Annotated in this window: 19 protein-coding genes; 11 read left to right on the top strand and 8 right to left on the bottom strand. The window is 71.5% G+C overall.

All coding sequences use genetic code 11. The features are described from left to right. Nucleotides 1–74: 74 nt before the first annotated feature. The 4 genes from ABZ904_RS05065 to ABZ904_RS05050 form a co-directional block, all read right to left on the bottom strand. A complete protein-coding gene (locus tag ABZ904_RS05065) occupies nucleotides 75–1,622 on the bottom strand; it encodes a DHA2 family efflux MFS transporter permease subunit (protein WP_359393305.1) in 1,548 nt (515 codons plus the stop codon). A 120-nt stretch (nucleotides 1,623–1,742) separates the two neighbouring features. Beyond that, nucleotides 1,743–2,681: a 3-oxoacyl-ACP reductase gene (locus tag ABZ904_RS05060; RefSeq protein ID WP_359393303.1), complete on the bottom strand. Its 939-nt coding sequence runs from the start codon at nucleotides 2,679–2,681 to the stop codon at nucleotides 1,743–1,745. Nucleotides 2,682–2,718: 37 nt separating this feature from the next. After that, the gene (locus ABZ904_RS05055) at nucleotides 2,719–3,795 is read right to left on the bottom strand and encodes a Zn-dependent alcohol dehydrogenase (protein WP_359393301.1); all 1,077 of its coding nucleotides are present in this window, start codon (nucleotides 3,793–3,795) and stop codon (nucleotides 2,719–2,721) included. A 29-nt stretch (nucleotides 3,796–3,824) separates the two neighbouring features. After that, nucleotides 3,825–4,700 (bottom strand): MaoC/PaaZ C-terminal domain-containing protein, encoded by an 876-nt coding sequence (locus ABZ904_RS05050; protein WP_359393299.1) that lies wholly within the window; start codon nucleotides 4,698–4,700, stop codon nucleotides 3,825–3,827. A 268-nt stretch (nucleotides 4,701–4,968) separates the two neighbouring features. Between ABZ904_RS05050 and ABZ904_RS05045 the strand changes: the two genes are divergently transcribed. The 9 genes from ABZ904_RS05045 (at nucleotide 4,969) to ABZ904_RS05005 (ending at nucleotide 14,554) form a co-directional block, all read left to right on the top strand. Next, entirely contained in the window at nucleotides 4,969–5,880 is a 912-nt protein-coding gene (locus ABZ904_RS05045; RefSeq protein ID WP_361821198.1) for an ABC transporter ATP-binding protein, read from the top strand. After that, nucleotides 5,880–6,596 carry an ABC transporter permease gene (locus ABZ904_RS05040; protein ID WP_361821196.1) on the top strand — a complete coding sequence of 239 codons (717 nt, stop codon included), beginning with the start codon at nucleotides 5,880–5,882 and terminating at the stop codon, nucleotides 6,594–6,596. The genes ABZ904_RS05045 and ABZ904_RS05040 overlap by 1 nt, the downstream gene beginning before the upstream one ends. A gap of 15 nt (nucleotides 6,597–6,611) precedes the next feature. After that, nucleotides 6,612–7,898 carry a sensor histidine kinase gene (locus tag ABZ904_RS05035; protein WP_361821193.1) on the top strand — a complete coding sequence of 429 codons (1,287 nt, stop codon included), beginning with the start codon at nucleotides 6,612–6,614 and terminating at the stop codon, nucleotides 7,896–7,898. A 192-nt stretch (nucleotides 7,899–8,090) separates the two neighbouring features. After that, complete coding sequence (locus ABZ904_RS05030; protein WP_359393423.1) at nucleotides 8,091–8,723, top strand: response regulator transcription factor; 633 nt, start codon at nucleotides 8,091–8,093, stop codon at nucleotides 8,721–8,723. 223 nt (nucleotides 8,724–8,946) lie between these two features. Then, a complete protein-coding gene (locus tag ABZ904_RS05025) occupies nucleotides 8,947–10,686 on the top strand; it encodes an MFS transporter (RefSeq protein ID WP_360988830.1) in 1,740 nt (579 codons plus the stop codon). Nucleotides 10,687–10,817: 131 nt separating this feature from the next. Then, complete coding sequence (locus ABZ904_RS05020; protein ID WP_359393292.1) at nucleotides 10,818–11,480, top strand: class I SAM-dependent methyltransferase; 663 nt, start codon at nucleotides 10,818–10,820, stop codon at nucleotides 11,478–11,480. Nucleotides 11,481–11,490: 10 nt separating this feature from the next. After that, the gene (locus ABZ904_RS05015; RefSeq protein WP_359393291.1) at nucleotides 11,491–12,435 is read left to right on the top strand and encodes an N-acetylmuramoyl-L-alanine amidase; all 945 of its coding nucleotides are present in this window, start codon (nucleotides 11,491–11,493) and stop codon (nucleotides 12,433–12,435) included. 157 nt (nucleotides 12,436–12,592) lie between these two features. Continuing rightward, on the top strand, nucleotides 12,593–13,351 hold the full coding sequence (locus ABZ904_RS05010; RefSeq protein ID WP_359393288.1) for a hypothetical protein: 759 nt from the start codon (nucleotides 12,593–12,595) through the stop codon (nucleotides 13,349–13,351). Nucleotides 13,352–13,471: 120 nt separating this feature from the next. Then, entirely contained in the window at nucleotides 13,472–14,554 is a 1,083-nt protein-coding gene (locus ABZ904_RS05005) for an LLM class F420-dependent oxidoreductase (protein ID WP_360988822.1), read from the top strand. A gap of 58 nt (nucleotides 14,555–14,612) precedes the next feature. On the opposite strand, the gene ABZ904_RS05000 is transcribed toward ABZ904_RS05005, so the two are convergent. Then, on the bottom strand, nucleotides 14,613–15,164 hold the full coding sequence (locus tag ABZ904_RS05000) for a hypothetical protein (RefSeq protein ID WP_359393283.1): 552 nt from the start codon (nucleotides 15,162–15,164) through the stop codon (nucleotides 14,613–14,615). Between the two features lie 192 nt (nucleotides 15,165–15,356). On the opposite strand from ABZ904_RS05000, the gene ABZ904_RS04995 reads away from it, so the two are divergent. Further along, nucleotides 15,357–15,650 carry a hypothetical protein gene (locus tag ABZ904_RS04995; RefSeq protein ID WP_359393280.1) on the top strand — a complete coding sequence of 98 codons (294 nt, stop codon included), beginning with the start codon at nucleotides 15,357–15,359 and terminating at the stop codon, nucleotides 15,648–15,650. A gap of 16 nt (nucleotides 15,651–15,666) precedes the next feature. On the opposite strand, the gene ABZ904_RS04990 is transcribed toward ABZ904_RS04995, so the two are convergent. The 3 genes from ABZ904_RS04990 to ABZ904_RS04980 are packed head-to-tail and all read right to left on the bottom strand — an operon-like array spanning nucleotide 15,667 to nucleotide 18,901. Further along, a complete protein-coding gene (locus tag ABZ904_RS04990) occupies nucleotides 15,667–16,737 on the bottom strand; it encodes a prenyltransferase/squalene oxidase repeat-containing protein (protein WP_359393277.1) in 1,071 nt (356 codons plus the stop codon). Further along, complete coding sequence (locus tag ABZ904_RS04985) at nucleotides 16,734–17,477, bottom strand: class I SAM-dependent methyltransferase (RefSeq protein WP_359393275.1); 744 nt, start codon at nucleotides 17,475–17,477, stop codon at nucleotides 16,734–16,736. The genes ABZ904_RS04990 and ABZ904_RS04985 overlap by 4 nt, the downstream gene beginning before the upstream one ends. Next, nucleotides 17,471–18,901 carry a glycosyltransferase family 4 protein gene (locus tag ABZ904_RS04980; protein WP_359393272.1) on the bottom strand — a complete coding sequence of 477 codons (1,431 nt, stop codon included), beginning with the start codon at nucleotides 18,899–18,901 and terminating at the stop codon, nucleotides 17,471–17,473. The genes ABZ904_RS04985 and ABZ904_RS04980 overlap by 7 nt, the downstream gene beginning before the upstream one ends. A 205-nt stretch (nucleotides 18,902–19,106) precedes the next feature. On the opposite strand from ABZ904_RS04980, the gene ABZ904_RS04975 reads away from it, so the two are divergent. Then, complete coding sequence (locus ABZ904_RS04975) at nucleotides 19,107–19,751, top strand: TetR family transcriptional regulator (protein ID WP_359393270.1); 645 nt, start codon at nucleotides 19,107–19,109, stop codon at nucleotides 19,749–19,751. Nucleotides 19,752–20,008 lie beyond the last annotated feature (257 nt).

The following is a 20,008-nucleotide window of genomic DNA, read 5'->3' as shown; positions in this document are numbered from 1 at the left end:
CACGGACGGGGCCCTCGCCGCGCAGGATCAGGAACGGCCGGGCGGTCCGGAGCCGGCCGCCCCTCGGCGAGCGTTCATTCCCGGCGTGCCGGACCGCGTACGAGGAGCATCATGGCCGCCCCGATCGCCATCGCCGCCGCCGGCCACAGCAGGGCGTTGGCCATGACGGCCGAGACGACGGCACGGACGGAGTCCTGCACGTCGTGTGCGGACTCCAGCCGCTGGAAGTCGATGTTCTTGAGCGCCTCCCGCCGGCTCGCGGTGAGGCTCGCCGAGTGCGCCGCGATCTGGGTCTTGAACTGGGCCGTCATGACGGTCGCGATGACCGCGGAGCCGAGCGTGGCACCGATCTGCCGTGAAGCGTTGAACACGCCCGATCCCGCGCCGATGTAGGTGGGCGGCAGGCCCTGCATCGCCGCGACGGCCAGCGGGCTCATCATCAGCGAGCTCGCCGCGCCCATCCAGGCGGCGTGCGCGAGCAGCAGGACCAGGGACATGTCGGGCGTCATCAGGAAGTGCCGGACGAAGAGCGCGCAGCTGAACAGGGCGAGCCCGGTGAACGCCGGCCATTTGGGCCCGACCCGGTCGACCAGCTTGCCGATCCAGGGCGCGAGCGGTACCGAGACCAGCGCCGAGGGCAGCATCATCAGCGCTGCCTGGGCGGGCGTCATGCCTCGGCCGGCCTGGAAGTAGAGGGTGCCCGGGAAACTCGCGGCGGTGATGGCGAAGCCCCCGGCCGCGACGGCCAGGTTGGCCGCGGCGAACGTCCTGACCCGGAAGATCCCCATCGGCACCAGCGGCTCGCTCCTGTTCACCAGCTCCCAGGCGACGAAGAGAACCGCGAGGACGACTCCGAGGGCGAGGACGTCGAAGACGCGGACGGGAATCCCGGTGCGGTAGCCGAGGACTTCGAGGTTGTCGGTGATCCTCGACCATTCGTAGTCGCTGCCGTTCTCCAGGCCGTAGACGAGGCAGAACAGGGACAGGCCGCTGATCAGTACGCCGATGAAGTCGAAGCGGTGCGGGTCGCCGGGCAGGGCCGGCACGAACCGCCGGGCCACCAGGAGCCCGACGATCCCGATCGGCACGTTGATCAGGAAGATCGAACGCCAGCCCAGTGAGTCGATGAGCAGACCGCCGCAGACCGGCCCGACGAGGATGGCGCCGCCGGAGACCAGGCCCCAGTACGACATGGCCCGGCCGCGGACCTCCTTGGGGAAGATCCTGCTGACGGTCGCCATGGACTGCGGGGACATGGTGGCGGCACCCAGGCCCTGAAGGGCCCGGAAGGCGATCAGCTGTCCGATGCCGGCCGCGAGACCGCACAGAAGGGAGGCTCCGGTGAAGACCGCCAGGCCGATCAGATACATCCGCTTCGGGCCGAACCGGTCACCGAGGCGGCCCGCCAGCAGCAGCGGCACGGAGTACGCCAGCAAGTAGGAACTGGTCACCCAGACCGTCGTACTGATGTCCGTGTGGAGATCGGCGGCGAGCTTGGGCATCGCCACGACCACGATGGTGGTGTCGAGCATGAGCAGGAAGAAGCCGACCATGAGGGCGGCGAGTGCACCCCACGGTGCCTGGACTGGAGGCGCGGCTCTCTCGGCATGCGACGTGGTCATGGTCCGACGGTGCCACGGAGCGCGGCCCGGACATCGGTGGCACGCGGCGGGCCAGGGCCGGTTGGGGGCGAGAAGGACGACCGGGCCGCCGTTTCGGTGGGGCGGCGGCCCGGGACCCGGTCATGCGTGCTTCAGTGCCAGCACCTCCACCGCCGCGAACGTGTCGCCCTTCGGACGCTGCGCGTAGTGCGGGGTGAGCAGGGCGTCGAGCTCGTCGTAGCTGAAGGCGTCCTGCTTGGTGTCGAATCTGGCCTGTACGCGCGGGCGTTCGATGATCGCGACGACGCCGCCGTGCACGACGAGGAGTTGCCCGTTGACCAGGGCGGCGGCGGGTGAGGCCAGATAGCCGACCAGCGGTGCCACATGCTCCGGGGCGAGCGGGTCGAGGCCCTCGTCGGGCGGCTCGAGGCCGGCGAAGACGTCCTGGGTCATCCGGGTCCGGGCGCGCGGGCAGATCGCGTTCGCCGTCACCCCGTACTTGGCGAGGGCGAAGGCCGTCGAGGTGGTGAGTCCGACGATTCCGCCCTTGGCCGCCGCGTAGTTGGGCTGCCCGGCCGATCCGGCGAGGAACGCCTCCGACGACGTGTTCACGATCCGCCCGTACACCGTCCCGTCCCCGGCCTTGGCGCGCGCCCTCCAGTGCGCGGCGGCGAAGCGGGTGGTGTTGAAGTGTCCCTTGAGGTGGACCCGGATCACCGCGTCCCATTCGTCCTCGGCCATCGAGAAGACCATGCGGTCCCGCAGGATGCCCGCGTTGTTGACCAGTACGTCGAGCTTTCCGAACTCGGCGACCGCCAGTTCGACGAGATCGCGGGCCTCGGCGAAGTCGGCGACGTCCCCCGTGTGGGCGACAGCCCGGCCGCCCGCCGCGCGGATCTCGGCGGCGACCGCCTCGGCGGGGGCCGCCGAGGCCTCGCCCGAGCCGTCCCGGCCCGGCTGCCCGTAGTCGTTGACGACGACGGCCGCGCCGAGCCGGGCGAGCTCCAGCGCCTCGGCCCGGCCCAGGCCCCGGCCCGCGCCGGTGACGACCGCGGACAGACCTTCCAGTGGCAGCGACATCAGGGTCCCTTCGGAAGACGTGCGGACGGGAAGTGGCTCAGATCTCGATGCAGGTGCGCAGCGCCGTGCCCGTCCGCATCTGCTCCAGTGCCTCGTTGATCCCGGCGAGCGGCACCCGGTGGGTGATCAGGCCCGCCAGATCGATGCGCCCGGCACGCCAGAGCGCGATGGTCCGCTCGTAGGAGCGCAGGACGTCCCCGCCGCCGTACATGGACGGCAGGATCCGTTTCTCGTCGAAGAACAGCTCGAACATGTTCAGCTGGAGGAAGTCGTCCATGGCGCCCGCGCCGACCACGACGAGCGTGCCGCCGCGCCGGGTGTTCTCGTAGGCGGTGCGGGCGGTGGCCGACCTGCCGACGACCTCGAAGACGTAGTCGAAGCCCTCGCCGCCGGTGACCTGCTGCTTGGCATCGGGCAGTTCCTCAGGCGGCACCGCCCGTGTGGCGCCGAACCTCAGGGCGGCCTCGCGGCGGGAGAGCACCGGGTCGACGGCGACGATCTCGGCCGCGCCCTTGAGCCGCGCGCCCTGGATCGCGGAGATGCCGACGCCGCCGCACCCGATGACGGCGACGGACGAACCGGCCCCCACGTCGGCGGTGTTGAGGGCCGCCCCGAGGCCGGTGGTCACACCGCAGCCGATGAGGGCGGCGATGTCGTACGGCACGTCGTCCGGGACGGGCACCGCGCAGCCCGCGTCGACGACGACCTCCTCGGTGAACGTCCCGGTGCCGGCGAAGCCGAAGACGTCACCGCCGGGGCGCTTGAAGTTGGGGGCGCCCGCGTTCATGAACCCGGCCAGGCACAGTTCGGTCTGGCCGCGCCGGCAGGCGGGACAGGCACCGCAGGCCGGCAGCCAGCAGACGACCACCCGGTCGCCGGGCTTCACGGTGCCGACACCCTCACCCACTTCGAGGACCTCGCCCGCGCCCTCGTGGCCGGGCACGAACGGGGCCGGCTGCGGCAGTACGCCGCTCATCGCGGACAGGTCCGAGTGGCACAGCCCGGTGGCGCGCACCCGGATCCTGACCTTGCCGGGGCCGAAGCCCGTCGCCTCGACGTCGTCGAGGACCTCCAGCTTGTCCTGGCCGATCTCGTGCAGTACGGCTGCGCGCATGGTGCGGCTCCCCTCTAAGGCTGGATGGCTCAGGAGTGTTCGACGATCGTGTCGGCGAGGACCGGGGCGTCGTCCCGCTCGAGGGCGGACACGGCCACCCGGACGGAGCCCTCCTGCCGCCACATCCGGATGCGCAGGGTCTCGCCGGGGAAGACGACCCCGGCGAATCGGGTGGTGTAGGCGCGCACGCGGGTCACATCACCGCCGAGCAGTGTGTCGGCGACCGCCTTGAGCGTGATGCCGTAGGTGCACAGCCCGTGCAGGATGGGCCGCTCGAAGCCGGCGACCTCGGCGAACTCGGGATCGGCGTGCAGCGGGTTCCAGTCGCCGCTGAGGCGGTAGAGCAGGGCCTGGTCTTCGCGGACCGGCCGCTGGGCGACCTTGTCGGGCTCCCCGGTGGGCGGGTCGAGGCGGGCGGAGGGCCCGCGGTCGCCGCCGAAGCCGCCCTCGCCGCGCAGGAAGATCTGCGAGTCGCTGGTCCACAGCGGGCCGTCGGCGTCGGCGGCCTCGGTGCGCAGGACGAGCACGGCGGCCTTGCCCTTGTCGTACAGGGCGGCGATCCGGGAGGTGGTTCTCGCCCTCCCCTCGACCGGGATCGGCCGGTGCACGGTCAGGGTCTGGCCGCCGTGCAGGACGCGGGCGAGATCGACCTCCACGCCGGGCATGGAGAGGCCGCTGATGACGCCCGGGGCTCCCGCGCCCGCGACGGTGGCGAAGCTCGGCAGCACATGCAGGCGGGACTCCAGGGTGTAGCGCAGTTCGTCGGGGTCGGTCGCCGGGCTCGGCCTGTCGGGGTTCGTGCCGGCGCCGACACCGAGGTGGTAGAGCTGGACGTCCTTGCGGTCCCAGGTGATCTCGCCGGTCCGGGGTTCGGCGGCGAGGGCCTTGGCTGCATCGATGGGCATGGGGCTCCTGACGCTGGCGGGTAAGACCCCGGCGCGGCCGTCCGCACCGTCGGCCGCACCGGGGCCGTCAAGCGGCCGCGGAACCCGCCCGTTCTAGAACGCGTTCCAGTACGGCGTCCTTCTGTATAGCTCAGCTCCCAGGGGTTGGGAAGACTGCTGACGGTACGTCAGGAATGCTGCCGTGCCCCGACAGCCGTGACATTTGTCCTGCCGGAGTCCGTACAACAACCACTACTGCCGTCAGCTCCGCCTCCGTAATGTCACAGACATGACTAAGACGACCGGGACACCACCTGCCGTGTCCTTCACGGGGGCGGTCAAGACCTTCGGCGCGGTGCGCGCCGTCGACGGCGTGAACCTGACGATCGCGAGCGGCGAGACGGTGGCACTGCTCGGCCGCAACGGCGCCGGGAAGTCCACCACCATCTCCCTTCTGCTCGGCCTGAACGAGCCCGACGAGGGCGGGGTGGAGCTCTTCGGCGGCACCCCGGAACAGGCCGTGCTGGCCGGCCGGGTGGGCGCCATGCTGCAGGAGGCGCGGGCGGTCCCCCGGGTCACCGTCCACGAGCTGATCTCCTTCGTGGCAGGCCGCTACCCGGCCCCGATGCCCGTGGCGCAGGCCCTGGAACTGGCTGGGATCGCCGATCTGGCCCGGCGGCGCGTGGACCGGCTCTCGGGCGGACAGACACAGCGGGTGCGGTTCGCGGTGGCGCTCGCCGGCAATCCCGCGCTGCTCGTGCTGGACGAGCCGACCGCGGCGCTGGACGTGGAGGCGCGGCACGCCTTCTGGAACTCGATGCGGGACTACGCCGGCCGCGGTCACACCGTCCTGTTCTCGACGCACTACCTGGAAGAGGCCGACGCGCACGCCGACCGCATCGTCGTCATCGACCGCGGCCGCATCGTGGCGGACGGCACGGGCGAACAGCTGAGGCGGGCGGCGGGCGGCAACCTCGTCTCCATCGACCTGGCCGGGCGCGGCACCGAAGGGCTGACCCTGCTGCCCGGTGTGCGCTCGGTGGAGGTTCGCGGAGACCGGGCGCTGCTGCGCACGGACGACTCCGACGCGACGGTCATCGCCCTGGCGGAGCTGGGCGCGATACGCGGCCTGGAGGTCGCCCCCGCGTCGCTGGACGACGCGTTCCTGGCCCTGACGGCCCGCGAGAAGGAGACGGTGTGATGTGGGACTACCTGCGGCTCGAAGTGCGCCGGACGCTGCGTGACGTGGGCTTCGTGATCGGCGGGATCGCGATGCCGGTGATGATGTATCTGCTCTTCACCAACCTCGGGGGCGCGGACAACGACTGGAAGACGGCCTCGATGGTGGGCATGGCGGCGTACGGCGCGGTCGGTTCGGCCTTGAACACCGGCGGCGGGGTCGCCGAGGACCGGGCGATCGGCTGGCTGCGGCAGCTGAGGGTGACCCCGATGCCCCCGCGCCAGGTCGTCGCCGGACGGGCGCTGACCGGTTCGGTCACGGTGCTGCCCGCGATCGTCGCGGTGCTCCTGGCGGGTGGACTGTTCAACGGGGCCCGGCTGGCGGCATGGCAGTGGGCGGCCATCGCACTGCTGCTGTGGCTCGGCTCGGTGCCCTTCACCCTGCTCGGCCTCGGCAACGGCTACCGGCTGACCGCGCAGACCACGGGCGTCGCCAACATGATGTGCAACCTTGGCCTCGCGGTGCTCGGCGGCCTGTGGTTCCCCATCGCCCTGTTCCCCGGCTGGCTGCGCTCGGTCTCCGCGTACACCCCGACGCACCGCTTCGCCGAGATCGGCATATCGGTGGCCGAGGGCCACGCCCCCGCACTCGGTGCGGTCGTCGTCCTGACGGCCTGGCTGCTCGCGTTCGGTTCGTACGCTGTCTTGTCGTACCGCCGCAACGCGGGGAACGTCTGAACGGAGGTGAAGGACATGTCCTGGTTGCGCAAGGCCGGCTGCCGCGTGGACGCGTGGCAACTCGCGCGCGAGACGTGGAAAGAGGACAAGGAGCGCCTCAAGGCCGAGCGGAAGGCCGCCCGCAAGGCGGGCAAGGCGGTGGAGAACCCGGGCCCGCCGCCCACCGGGTTCACCCTGCTGCCGTGGCTGCTGATGGGGTTGGGGGCCTTCTCCAACATCTTCCAGGGCAAGACCCCGAACCCGTGGATCGGCAGCATCGGCCTGCTCACCTTCAACTCCCTCTACATCTACGTCGTGTTCCGCGCCTTCGACAGGGAACGGCGCGAGGCGTGGTCCACGCGTGCGGCCCTGGTCCTGATGGGGGCGGTGACCTGCGGTCTGGCCATCGGCTACGGCGGCAACTGGCTGCTGTTCTTCCCTCTGCTCGGCCTGGCGACGGGCGCCATCGTCCGGGGCCCCTGGCTGGGGAAGTCCGGCCTGGGGATCACCGTGGTGGCCGGTACCGTCGCGTGCCTGCGCGACGGCTGGAGCGGGATCAACATCGCCTACGGCACCTTCCTCTCGACGATGGTGACCGCCGCGATCCTGTCCCTGTCCGAGGCCGTGCGCGAACTGCGCGCCGCCCGTGAGGAACTGGCCCGCCGCGCGGTGGAGAAGGAACGCCTGCGCTTCTCCCGCGATCTGCACGACCTGCTCGGCCACACCCTCTCGGTGATCGTCGTGAAGTCGGAGGCGGCCCGCAGGCTGGCCGACCGCGACCTGGACGCGGCACTGATGCAGGTCACCGACATCGAGTCGGTCGGGCGCCAGGCGCTCACCGAGATCCGCGAGGCGGTGACCGGCTACCGCGAGGGAAGCCTGGCGACGGAGCTGGACCGGGCCCGCTCGGCCCTGACCGCCGCGGGCATCGAGCCCCTCGTCCGCCAGTCGGGCCCTCCTCTGGTCCCGCAGACCGAGGCCCTGCTCGGCTGGGTGGTGCGCGAGGCGGTCACCAACGCCGTACGGCACAGCGGCGCGTCCCGCTGCGAGATCGCCGTCGAGGGCAGGGCCGGTCGCGTCCGGCTGACGATCTCCGACAACGGCGACGGCACACCCTCCACCCCTCCCCCGGCGGGCATCGGCGGAACCGGGCTGAAGGGCCTGACCGAACGCCTTGGGGCAGCGGGCGGCTCCCTGCGTGCCGGCCCGTCGCCGCGCGGCGGCTTCACGGTCACCGCCGAACTCCCGGTGGAGGGCGAACTGCCCGTGGAGCCGTCCGCCGCACCGCTCTCGGCGGCGGCCACCGGGCCCAGGGCCGACTGACCACCCGGCCGGCGCCGGCGGTCCAGAAGGAGGCGCCCGAGGAGGACAAGAGGAGGTGCCGTGAAGAGGCGCGTAGCCGAATCATGACGACTCCTCGCTCATCGGACCCGGTGGCCCCTTCGACCGCTCGGCACGCGTCCCGCCGGGCGTCGCGGCCGTATCCGGCACCGTACGCTTCACTCCGTGGACGAGATGCCCAGAAGTCACCGGCCTGCGAAGTGCATCAGGGTTCTGCTCGCCGAGGACCAGGGCATGATGCGCGGCGCGCTCGCCCTCCTCCTCGGCATGGAGGCGGACATCGAGGTCGTCGCGCAGGTCGCCACGGGTGACGCGATCGTGGACGCCGCGCTGATCCACCGCCCCGACGTGGCCCTGCTGGACATCGAACTGCCGGGTATGAGCGGTCTGGACGCGGCCGCCGAGCTGCGGGAACAGACTCCGGACTGCCGGGTGCTGATCCTCACCACCTTCGGCAGGCCCGGTTATCTGCGCCGGGCCATGGAGGCCGGCGCCGCGGGGTTCCTGGTCAAGGACGGTCCGGTGGAGGAGCTGGCCGCCGCGATCCGCAAGGTGCTCACCGGCGAGACGGTCGTCGACCCGGCGCTGGCCGCGGCGGCTCTCAGCGCCGGGCCCAGCCCGCTGACCGCGCGCGAGTGCGATGTGCTGAAGGCCTGCGTGGACGGGGCGACGGTCTCCGATATCGCGGGCAAGCTACATCTGTCCGAGTCCACGGTCCGCAACTACCTCTCCTCGGCCATCGGCAAGACGGGCACCCGCAACCGCATGGAGGCGATGCGGGAGGCCAGGCAGCAGGGCTGGCTGTAGCGCACCGCGGGGCGGCGCCGGGGGCGGCGCCGGGGGCGGCCGTGACGGCCGTCCGGCCCTGACCCGGGTTCAGATTCCCATGGGCTGGTCAAGGATTCGTTAGTACGCCGAAGCATCGGAATAGTTGCTCGTGCATACGAGGTTTACCCAGCACTTATCCCGCGCGGATCTTGCGAACCACTCATTCCGCGCCTGATCACTTTCGGCCTGGAGGCCTCACGCAATGACGCACACGACGACCGACCAGCCCGCTCGGAGGCAGTCCGGCGCGATCGTGCCGGTGCTCGCCTTCGCGGGAATCGTTGTCGCGGTGATGCAGACCCTGCTCGTCCCGGTCATCAAGGATCTGCCCCAACTGCTGAGCACCGCGCCCAGCAACGCCACCTGGGTCCTGACCTCCACCCTGCTCTCGGGTGCCGTGGCCACTCCGATCATGGGCCGCCTCGGCGACCTCTACGGCAAGCGCCGGATGCTGCTCGCCAGCCTCGCGGTGATGGTGGTCGGCGCCTTGGTCAGCGGCCTCACCAGCGCGGTACTCCCGATGATCGTCGGGCGCACGCTCCAGGGCTTCGCGATGGGCGCGATCCCGCTCGGCATCGGCCTGATGCGCGACATGCTGCCCCGCGAGCGGCTCGGTTCGGCGATGGCCCTGATGAGCTCGTCGATCGGCGTCGGCGGCGGACTGGCGCTGCCCGCCGCCGCCCTGGTCGCCCAGCACGCGAACTGGCACGCCCTGTTCTTCGGCGCCGCCGGACTCGGCGTCCTGTGCATCGTCCTCACCCTTCTCGTGGTGCCCGAGTCCCCCGCCCGCGCCGCCGGCTCCTTCGACCTGGCCGGCGCGCTCGGCCTGTCCGCCGGTCTGGTGCTGCTCCTGCTGCCGGTCACCAAGGGCAGCGACTGGGGCTGGTCCTCCGGCACCACGCTCGGACTGTTCGCCGCGTCGGTCGTGGTCCTCGTCCTGTGGGGCGTGATGGAACTGCGCATGAAAGCCCCGCTCGTGGACCTGCGCACCACCGCCCGCCGCGAGGTGCTGCTCACCAACCTCGCCTCGATCATGGTCGGCGTCTCGTTCTACGTCGTCTCGCTCGTCCTGCCGCAGCTGCTCCAGCTGCCCGCCGCCACCGGCTACGGCCTCGGTCAGTCCATGGTCGTCGCGGGCCTGTGCGTGGCACCGCTCGGCCTGACCATGATGTTCACCGCGCCGGTCTACGCCCGGCTGTCCGCCAGGTACGGCCCCAAGGTCACCCTGGTCCTCGGCCTGATGATCATCGCGCTCGGCTACGGCGGCGGACTCGGCCTGATGGACGCCGCCTGGCAGACGGTGATCACCTCGGTGGTCCTCGGCGCCGGCATCGGCCTCGCCTACTCCTCGCTGCCCGCGCTGATCATCGGCGCGGTCCCGGCCTCGGAGACGGGTGCGGCCAACGGCCTCAACACCTTGATGCGCTCGATCGGCACCTCGGTCTCCAGCGCCGTCATCGGCATGGTGCTCGCCAACACCGCGAACCGTGTGAACGGCGTCGTGATCCCCACCATGCACGGCTTCCACGTCTCGTTCCTGATCGCGACGGCCGCGGTCGCGGTCGGTCTGCTGCTCGCCCTCTTCCTGCCGGGCAGCCGCTCCTCGGCCAGGCCGCAGCTGCGCGCCAGCAGCGAGGAGGACGCCAACCTGGAGCGGGCTCAGGAGGCACTGCGCGCCTTCCGCGGCCGGATCCTGGACGCCGACGGCACCCCGGTCGCCCGCGCCAAGGTCACGCTGATCGACCGCCGGGGCCGCCAGGCGGGCGCGACGCTGTCCGCGGAGGACGGCGGCTACACGCTGGCCGTACCGTCCGAGGGCTCCTACGTCCTGGCCGCCACGGCCGCGGGCCACGCCCCGCTGGCCTCCTCGGCCACCCACTCCGGCGACGACCGCCCGGTGGACCTGGACCTCTCCCTGCCGGGCCGGACGGTCTCCGCCTGATCCGCCCCGGCACCCCGTACCCCCCGTCGCCCGCGCGACGGGGGGTGCGGCAGCATGGGGCGCCTACAGGTGGTGCGCCGGCTTGCACAGCCGCACGCCGCCTGCCCGCACGTGCAAGCGAAAGGATCCCCATGCCAGCGGCACCCAAGCCCGAGATCCTGGCCGCGTTCGAGGCCGCCAAGGGGTTCATGCCGCTCGGTGAGGGGCTCGCGCTGTACGAGGCCGCCGTCACGGCCGGGCGGCTGGGCCTGCCGCTGCTGGAGGTCGGCACGTACTGCGGACGCTCCACGATCCTGCTCGCCGACGCGGCCCGCGCCGCGGGGGTCACCGCGCTCACGGTCGACCACCACCGCGGCAGCGAGGAGCAGCAACCGGGCTGGGACTACCACGACCCGGAGACGGTCGACCCCGAGGTCGGTCTGATGGACACCCTGCCCACCTTCCGGCGCACCCTGCACAAGACCGGCCTCGAGGACCACGTGATCGCGCTCGTCGGCCGTTCGCCCCAGGTGGCCACGGTGTGGAATGCGCCACTCGGCCTCGTGTTCATCGACGGCGGCCACACCGACGAACACGCGAACGCCGACTACGAGGGCTGGGCGCCGCACGTGGCCGAGGGCGGGCTGCTCGTCATTCACGACGTCTTCCCCGAGCCGGAGGACGAGTTCACCGGCCAGGCCCCTTACCGCGTCTACCTCAGGGCGCTCGCATCCGGCGCGTTCAAGGAGGTCTCGGCGACGGAGTCGCTGCGCGTCCTGGAGCGAACGCGGGCGATGGACGAGCCGCGCCGTTAGGGTCGCAGACATGTCGTACGCAGGTCCGGACTTCGATCCTCCAGAGCCGCGCCGCTCCCGGCGCGGTCCCCTCACGGTGGCGGTGGCCACGCTGGTACCGGCCGCGCTGGTGGGCTGGCTGGTCTACGAGGCGGTGGCCGACACGGGCAGCGGCCCGGCCGGCGCGGCGCCCGCGACGAGTTCCGCGGCGTCCCGCTCCGCCACGGCCTCCCCGCCGGAGGGCGGCAACAAACCGGCCGCGCCACCCGCCTCCACGCGGGCGGCCACCCGCGGCGGGACCGGCCCCCTGGCGGGCAAGATCGTCGTCGTCGACCCCGGGCACAACCCCGATAATTACCAGCACACCGCCGAAATCAATCGGAAAGTGAATATCGGGACAAATCGCAAGGAGTGCGACACCACCGGCACGTCCACCAACGCCGGTTACCCGGAGGCCCGGTTCACACTGGATGTGGCCCGCCGCCTGCGCACGCTCCTCGAACAGCAGGGCGCCACGGTGAAGTTCACCCAGGACGGCGACCGCCCGTGGGGACCCTGCGTGGACGAACGGGCCAGGATCGGCAACGCGGCGCACGCCGACGCGGCGATCTCCATCCACGCGGACGGGGCGCCCGCGGGCGACCGCGGCTTCCATGTGATCCTCCCGGCCTCGGTGCACGACGGTGCGGCCGACACCCGGCCGATCGCCGCCCCTTCCCGCGCTCTCGGCGAGCGCATCGTGGGCAACTTCGTCCGCGTCACCGGCAGCGCTCCCGCCAACTACGTGGGCGGCGGCACCGGTCTCGACGTCCGGAGCGATCTCGGCGGTCTCAATCTGTCAACGGTTCCGAAGGTGTTCATCGAGTGCGGCAACATGCGCGATAGCAAGGACGCGGCATTGCTGACCAGCGGCGCGTGGCGGCAGAAGGCGGCAGAGGGGATCTCTGAGGGAATCGTGAGTTTCCTGCGCCGGTGACGATCATCGGTCCGGACCGGGCGGACACCCAGCGCGGGCGGACGATAGTGTCCTCCTACGATGAGGGGCCACCCCCGCGCTTCACACCGCGGCCCGGGGGCGACATGGTGACAGCGACGCCTCCACCGACGACGAGACGACAGACGAAGGACCTGAAGTGAATATCCGCTCCCTCACTAGGGGCGACGGCGTGGTGATCGGAGCAGCGGTATTGCTGTTCATCGCGTCGTTCCTCGACTTCTACTCGGCCGCGGGCTTCAGCGGCTCGAACGCCTGGGACACCCTCGGTGTAGGCCTCGGCCTCTACATGGGTGGAGTCATCGGTGCCGCTCTGATCGTCGCCAACCGCTGCCTGCCGCAGCCTCGCAAGATCGCCGGTCTGGACCTCGGAACGGTCGGTGCGGCGTTCACGATCCTCGCCGCGTGGAGCCTGTTCTGGTTCCTGCTGGACGTCCCGAGCAGCCTGGACGCCGGCACCGGCCTCGTCCTCGGCTTCATCGCCGCCCTCGTCCTGGCCGCCGCAGCCGTCGCCGGCCCCCTGGTCCCCGCCCTGCAGGCCGCCCTGATCCCGGCCCCCAAGCCCGCCGCGCCCCAGCCCTACGGCGTGCAACCGCAGGGCGGCTACGGCTACCCGGGCGCCCAGCAGCCGTCGTACGGCGGGCAGCCGCAGCAGGTTCAGCAGCCGTACGGTGGACAGCCGCAGCAGGCTCCCGCCCCGGAGTTCTCGCCGTTCTGGTTCGCCGTGCCGGTGCCGCGTCCGCTGTACGCGGAGGACGGCTCGCCCACGCCGGTCGCCGAACTCGCCCCGGGCACCTGGTACTTGGCCGTCGACCAGCGCGGCCCCGGCCTGGTCGCGCAGACGCAGGACGGCCGTCGCGGTCTGCTCCAGGACACGACCGGCATCCAGCGCGGCTGAACCCCTTTCAGATTTCAGGCACGGCCCTTCGCCCTTCCGGGCGGGGGGCCGTTGTCGTAGAGTCGCAGCCGTACTTGGACAACTGACGCTGTGTCAGATCTGACGGCGCAGGGAGGCGGCATGCGGCTCGGACTCGCGCTCGGCTACTGGGGCCGCGGCCCCGCGGCGGACCAGGTCACGCTGGCGCAGGAGGCTGAGCGGCTCGGCTACGACTCGGTGTGGACCGCCGAGTCCTGGGGTTCGGACGCCTTCACACCGCTGACCTGGATCGCCGCGCGGACGTCACGGATCAAGCTGGGCACGGCGGTGGCTCAGATGGCGGCGCGGTCCCCGACCACGACCGCGATGCACGCGCTCACTCTCGACCATCTCTCCGGCGGACGCATGATGCTGGGCCTCGGCCTTTCCGGGCCGCAGGTCGTCGAGGGCTGGTACGGGCGGCCGTTCCCCGCGTCGCCGCTGACCGCGACCCGCGAGTACGTGGACGTGGTGCGCCAGGTCCTGCGCCGCGAGGCGCCCGTCGCACTGGACGGGCGCTTCCACCCGCTCCCCTACCCCGGCCCGGACGGCACCGGACTCGGCAAGTCGCTGAAGCCGATCACCCATCCCCTCCGCGCCGATCTGCCGGTCCTGCTCGGCGCCGAAGGGCCGAAGAACGTGGCGCAGACGACCCGGATCGCGGACGGCTGGCTGCCGCTGTACTGGTCGCCGACCCGTTCCGAGGTGTACGGGGTGACGTCCGCGGGACCGGACGAGGCCCGCCGGGAAACGGGCGGGCGCCCCTTCCTCGTCGCCCCGATGGCCCGGGTGACGGTCTGCGACGACGTGGCCGAGGGGCTGCTGCCGGTCAAGGCGATGCTCGGCTTCTATGTCGGGGGGATGGGGCCGATGAAGGGGCCCGCGAAAGGCCCGGCGGGGAGCGGTGGCCGGGCGGCGGGCGGACGGAACTTCCACGCCGACCTCATGGCCCGCATGGGCTACGAGGAGGAGGCGCACCGGATCCAGCGGCTGTTCCGGGAGGGCCGGCGTCAGGAGGCCGTACAGGCCGTGCCCGACGCCTTCGCCGACGAGATCTCGCTCGTCGGTCCGCGCGAACGCGTCGCGGAGCGGCTGGAGTTGTGGCGCAAGGGTCCGGTGACCGACCTGCTGGCACTGGCACCGGACCCGCACACACTCCGGGTGCTGGCCGAACTGAACGCGTAGGAGGGGCACCGCCCCGCGACGCTGCGCGGCGGCGCCCCCAGTGCTCGCGGCGTGTGCGTCAGCCCGTCGCGAGCTGTCTGGCCGTCGGGACCTGGCTGCTGACCGGGATACCCGCACTCTTCACCGCGTTCCTCACCTGACGGACGACGTCGGCGAAGGTGCGCGCCGCTGCCTCGTCCCCCTTGCGGAGCCGGGGCGGCAGAGTCTTCAGCGCCTCGATGCGCGGGGAGAGCGGGGCGAGGGCCTTGGTCAGCGCCGGGTCGCCCTGGGCGTTGCGCAGAGCCGCCTCGAGCCGGTTGTAGGCGTAGGTGCCCGCCAGTTCCGCCTGGGCGAGTGCCGCCGCCCGCCTTCTGTCGCCCGCCTTGAACGCCCCTGCCTTCGACGGCTCGGCGATCCACCGGGACGTGGCGCCGGCCGCGAGCCCCGCGTTCGTCACCAGCCGGGACCTGGCGAACTTCTGCCGCTCCGCCGGGGTGCTCGGGGACGGTGTGGCAACCGCTATGTATGAGGCGGCCTTCTGCGCGGTACCGCCCCTGCCGCAGGCGGCGGCGCCGAACAGGACGGAAGAAAGGGCGAGCACCACGGCTAGAGGGCGTATCGGTGCGGGCACGGGATCCTCCGGGCCTTGGACAGGGAACGGGAGGTCTGCCGAGGCCGGGAGACCGCGGCTCCACCGACAGGCTCGCCCGCCTGGCCGCACCGCGCCGTTCGGACGGGTCCGTTCGGGTGACTCCCTTGTCCCACAAGGGAGTCACGGCACCCGCGCTGGTTTCATCGAGGGACGACGGGCAACCCGATGGATATGTCCCCTCGATATCGCAACGGTGCGAACCAGGCCGGCACGGTCATCGCGATCGTCGCCGACGTCATGGCCTTCATCCTGGGCCTGTGGATCCTGATGTACGTACTGGACGCCAACCGCGCCAACGACCTGGTGCAGTTCGTCCACGACGCGGCGAACTGGCTTGCGGGCTGGTCGCACGACCTGTTCACCTTCGACCAGGCCTGGGCCCGTGTGGTCGCCGGCTACGGCCTGGCCGCCGTGGTCTATCTCTTCGTGGGCCACGCCATCGCCCACCGGATGCACCGGCACTGAGCCGCCGAGGGCCTTCCTAGGCGCAGCAGTCCGGGTCCAGGCCGCGCGGCAGCCGTTCACCGCCGAAGACCGCGCACGTCGGCTCGTCGCCACCGAGCGCGGCCACGGCGAGAAGCAGCGAACCCGCCGTCCACGTGGTGAGTTCCCGCGGCCAGACAGTCCGGTCCTCGAAGACGTAACCCGTCCAGTACAGGCCCGTCTGCGGATCGCGCAGGTGCTGGATCGACTGGAGGATCTCCAGCGCTCGGTCGGACTCGCCCATCGCCCACAGGGCCAGGGCGAGTTCGGCCGACTCGCCGCCGGTCACCCACGGGTTGGGGACGACACAGCGCACGCCGAGACCGGGTACCACGAAGCGGTCCCAGTCGGTCTCGATGCGCTCCTTCGCCTCCGGGCCGGTCAGCGCGCCGCCCAGGACGGGGTAGTACCAGTCCATCGAGTAGCGGTCCTTGTCGAGGAACCGCTCCGGGTGCCGGCGTATCGCGTGGCGTAGCGCGCCCACCGCCAACTCCCAGTCCGGCTGGGCCTCTTCGCGCTGCTCGGCGATCGCGAGGGCACAGCGCAGGGCGTGGTGGATGGAGGAGCAGCCCGTCAGCAGGGCGTCCGGGACGTCCGTGCCGTCGTCCTCGCGCTTCCAGCCGATCTGCCCGCCGGGCTGCTGGAGGCGGAGCACGAACTCCATCGCCCCGTACACCGTCGGCCACAGCCGGTCCAGGAACGTGTCGTCGCCGGTGGCCAGGTAGTGGTGCCACACTCCGACCGCCACGTACGCGACGAAGTTCGTCTCACGGCCGCGGTCGGTGACGTCCAGCGGGTCCCCGTCGGCGTACGCCGCGTACCAGGAGCCGTCCTCGTTCTGGTGCCGGGCCATCCAGTCGTACGCCCGCTCGGCCGCCGCGTGCTCTCCCGCCGCGTCCAGCGCCATGGCCGCCTCGACGTGGTCCCACGGATCGAGGTGGTGGCCGCGGAACCAGGGCACGGCGCCGTCCTCCCGCTGCACGGCGAGGAGCCCGCGGACGGTCGCGGCGGCCTCGTCGGCGGTGAGGACCCCGGGCAGGACGAGGTGTTCTGTCCGGGGCGTGGTCACGCGGCGTCCGCCTCGGAGAGGCGGGGCAGGTGGGGCTTGGTCGCGTAGGCCACGAAGCTCTTGCCGATCACCGGGTTCAGCGCCTGTTCGGCGACCCGGGTGGCGAACGGCTTCTTCATGATGTCCCAGACCAGCAGCTTGTGGTACGCGCGCACCGGCAGCACCTTGTCGTTGTCGACGCCGAACGCGCACTTCAGCCACCAGTACGGCGAATGCAGCGCGTGCGCGTGATGCGTGCCGTACGGCCGCAGGCCCGCCTCCCGGATCTTGCCGAGGAGTTCGTCGGCCTTGTAGATGCGGATGTGGCCGCCCTCGACCTCGTGGTAGGCGTCGGACAGGGCCCAGCAGACCTTCTCGGGGCCGTAGCGCGGAACGGTGATCGCGATGCGGCCGCCCGGCTTGAGCACCCGGACCATCTCGGCGAGCACGCCCTTGTCGTCCGGGATGTGCTCCATCACCTCGGAGATGATCACGACATCGAAGGACTCGTCGGGGAAGGGGAGCGCGAGGGCGTCGCCCTCCATGGCGGTCGCGGTGGCGCCCTCCGGGGCCTCGCCCGCCTCCTTCATCGCCGCGAACCACTTGGCGACCTCGCGGATCTCCTCGCCGTTGCGGTCCAGAGCCACGACCTGGGCGCCGCGCCGGTAGCACTCGAAGGCGTGCCGTCCGGCACCGCAGCCGAGGTCCAGGACACGGTCGCCCGGGGCGAGCGGGAACCGGGAGAAGTCGACGGTCAGCACGTGGCCCTGCTTTCGCGATCGGGTACGACGAGTTCTTCGGCTGGTACTTCGGCGGCGACCGTCACCGCGGACACGGAGCGGTCGCGGTGCGCTGCGGGACGACCGGTACCGGGGGCCGCGGAGCCGGCGATAGCCTCGCGGTACCGGGCCACGGTTCCCTCGGCGGCGCGCGCCCAGGTGAAGCGGCGCAGTACCCGCTCCCGGCCGGCCACGCCGAGCCGTACCCTCAGCTCCGGGTCCCCGAGCAGCCGGCTCAGACCGGCGGCCAGCGCCCCCGCGTCGCCCGGCGGTACCGCCAGGCATGTCTCGCCGTCCGGTCCCGCGACCTCCGGTATGGCGCCTCCGGTCGTCGCCACCAGCGGCGTGCCCGTGGCCATCGCCTCGGCGGCCGGCAGTGAGAAGCCCTCGTACAGCGACGGCACGCACGCCACCTCGGCCGACCGGACCAGGTCGACCAGTTCCGCGTCCGAGATGCCCTTCACGAACTCGACGGCGCCCTCGAGCCCGTACCGCTCGATCGCCCGCGCGACCGGCCCGTCCTCGGCGCGCTTGCCGACCACCACCAGATGCGCCCCGGGGTGCTCGGTCCGCACCTTCGCGAGCGCCTCGATCAGGAAGACGAGGCCCTTGAGCGGCACGTCCGCGCTGGACGTCGTCACGATCCGGCCGGGCACCTGCGGCACCGAGGGGTCCGGCGAGAACAGGTCGGTGTCGGCGCCGATGTGCACGACGTGGACTCGGTCCCGGGCGACGCCGAGATGGTCCACGATCTCCTGTCGGGAGGTGCCGGAGACGGTGAGGATCGTGGGCAGCCGGCGGGCGACGCGCTTCTGCATGCGGGTGAACGCGTACCAGCGCCGTACGGACGCCTGCCGCACCCAGCCCTTGGCCGCGTCCAGCTCCAGCCGCCGGTCCACGGTGATGGGATGGTGGACGGTGGTCACCAGCGGCGCGCCCAGGTCGCCCAACAGGCCGTACCCGAGCGTCTGGTTGTCGTGCACGACGTCGAAGTCACCGCGCCTGGCCCGCAGATGACGGCCGGCGCGCAGGGAGAAGGTCAGCGGCTCCGGGAAGCCGCCGGTCCACATCGTCGCCACTTCGAGGGCGTCGATCCAGTCCCGGTACTCGTCCCGCTTCGGGGTGCGAAAGGGGTCGGGCTGGCGATACAGGTCGAGGCTGGGCAGTTCGGTGAGGGACAGGCCCCGAAGGTCCTCCCCCTCGTCGAGCACGGGGTACGGCTGCGCACCGATCACCTCGGCCCGGTGGCCGAGCCGGGTGAGCTCACGCGAGAGGTGCCGTACGTAGACGCCCTGACCGCCGCAGAACGGGTTTCCCTTGTAGGTGAGGAGCGCGATGCGCAACGGGCGGTCCCCGTCTGCGGCCGAGCCCTCCTGGGGACCCGCCTCCCTGGCATCAGCGGTCACTCTCGGCCCCTTCGTTCTGCCATTTCCCGCGAGACTACGCCGGGACGGTAATCTAGAACAAGTTACAGACTTGATCGTAGAGCCTCCGAATCTACCGGCAGGTAGGGCCGCTGTGAGAGGGGGATCAGGTGATTCGCGCCACGGCCCGACACCCTGCCATGCTGTTTGATCACCCGCCCTCACCGACTGTCACGGAACGGGACCCATGCCTGCGGAAGCCAAGGTGCCAGCCAGTACCGCGCGACCGGCGGCGCAGCCGGCCTCACCTCCGCTCACCGAGCGGCAGGAGGCGCGTCGTCGCAGGATTCTGCACGCGAGCGCGCAGCTCGCCAGCCGGGGCGGATTCGACGCGGTGCAGATGCGTGAGGTGGCGGAGTCCTCGCAGGTGGCCCTGGGCACGCTCTACCGCTACTTCCCCTCGAAGGTGCACCTCCTGGTCGCCACCATGCAGGACCAGCTGGAGCACATGCACGGCACCCTCAGGAAGAAGCCGCCGGCCGGGGAGAGTGCGGCCGATCGGGTGGCGGAGACCCTGATGCGCGCCTTTCGCGCGCTGCAGCGCGAGCCGCATCTGGCCGACGCCATGGTGCGCGCCCTGACTTTCGCGGACCGCAGCGTCTCCCCCGAGGTGGACCAGGTCTCCCGCCAGACGACGGCGATCATCCTGGACGCGATGGGCCTGGAGGACCCGACACCGGAGCAGCTCTCGGCGGTCCGCGTGATCGAGCACACCTGGCACTCGGCCCTGATCACCTGGCTCTCCGGCCGCGCCTCCATCGCCCAGGTCAGGATCGACATAGAGACGGTGTGCCGGCTGATCGACCTGACGGGCCCCGGCGAGCGGGGCTAGGACCGCCGGCGCGGCGAAGGGGCCGTCCGGGCACAAATAAAGACCTACGAGACGGGCTTGGGCGACCTTCAGATCTCTCGACCTTCCGAGTCTTTCAACCTTCCGATCTCTGGATCTTGCGATCTATTGATCTTCAGGTCTCTCGGCCGACCGTTGTCGGCCCCGGCGGAAACCGAAGTCTCACGCCAAAGTCGGCATCTTCCGGTCGAGATTCCTCACTCGCCCCGTAGGCGACTTTCAGAATAGCATCGTCATAC

Origin of the sequence: Streptomyces sp. NPDC046900 (assembly GCF_040644975.1) — a bacterium.
GTDB lineage: Bacteria > Actinomycetota > Actinomycetes > Streptomycetales > Streptomycetaceae > Streptomyces.
The sequence above is the reverse complement of the archived record's forward strand: the minus strand, read 5'-3'. Positions and strand labels throughout refer to the sequence as shown.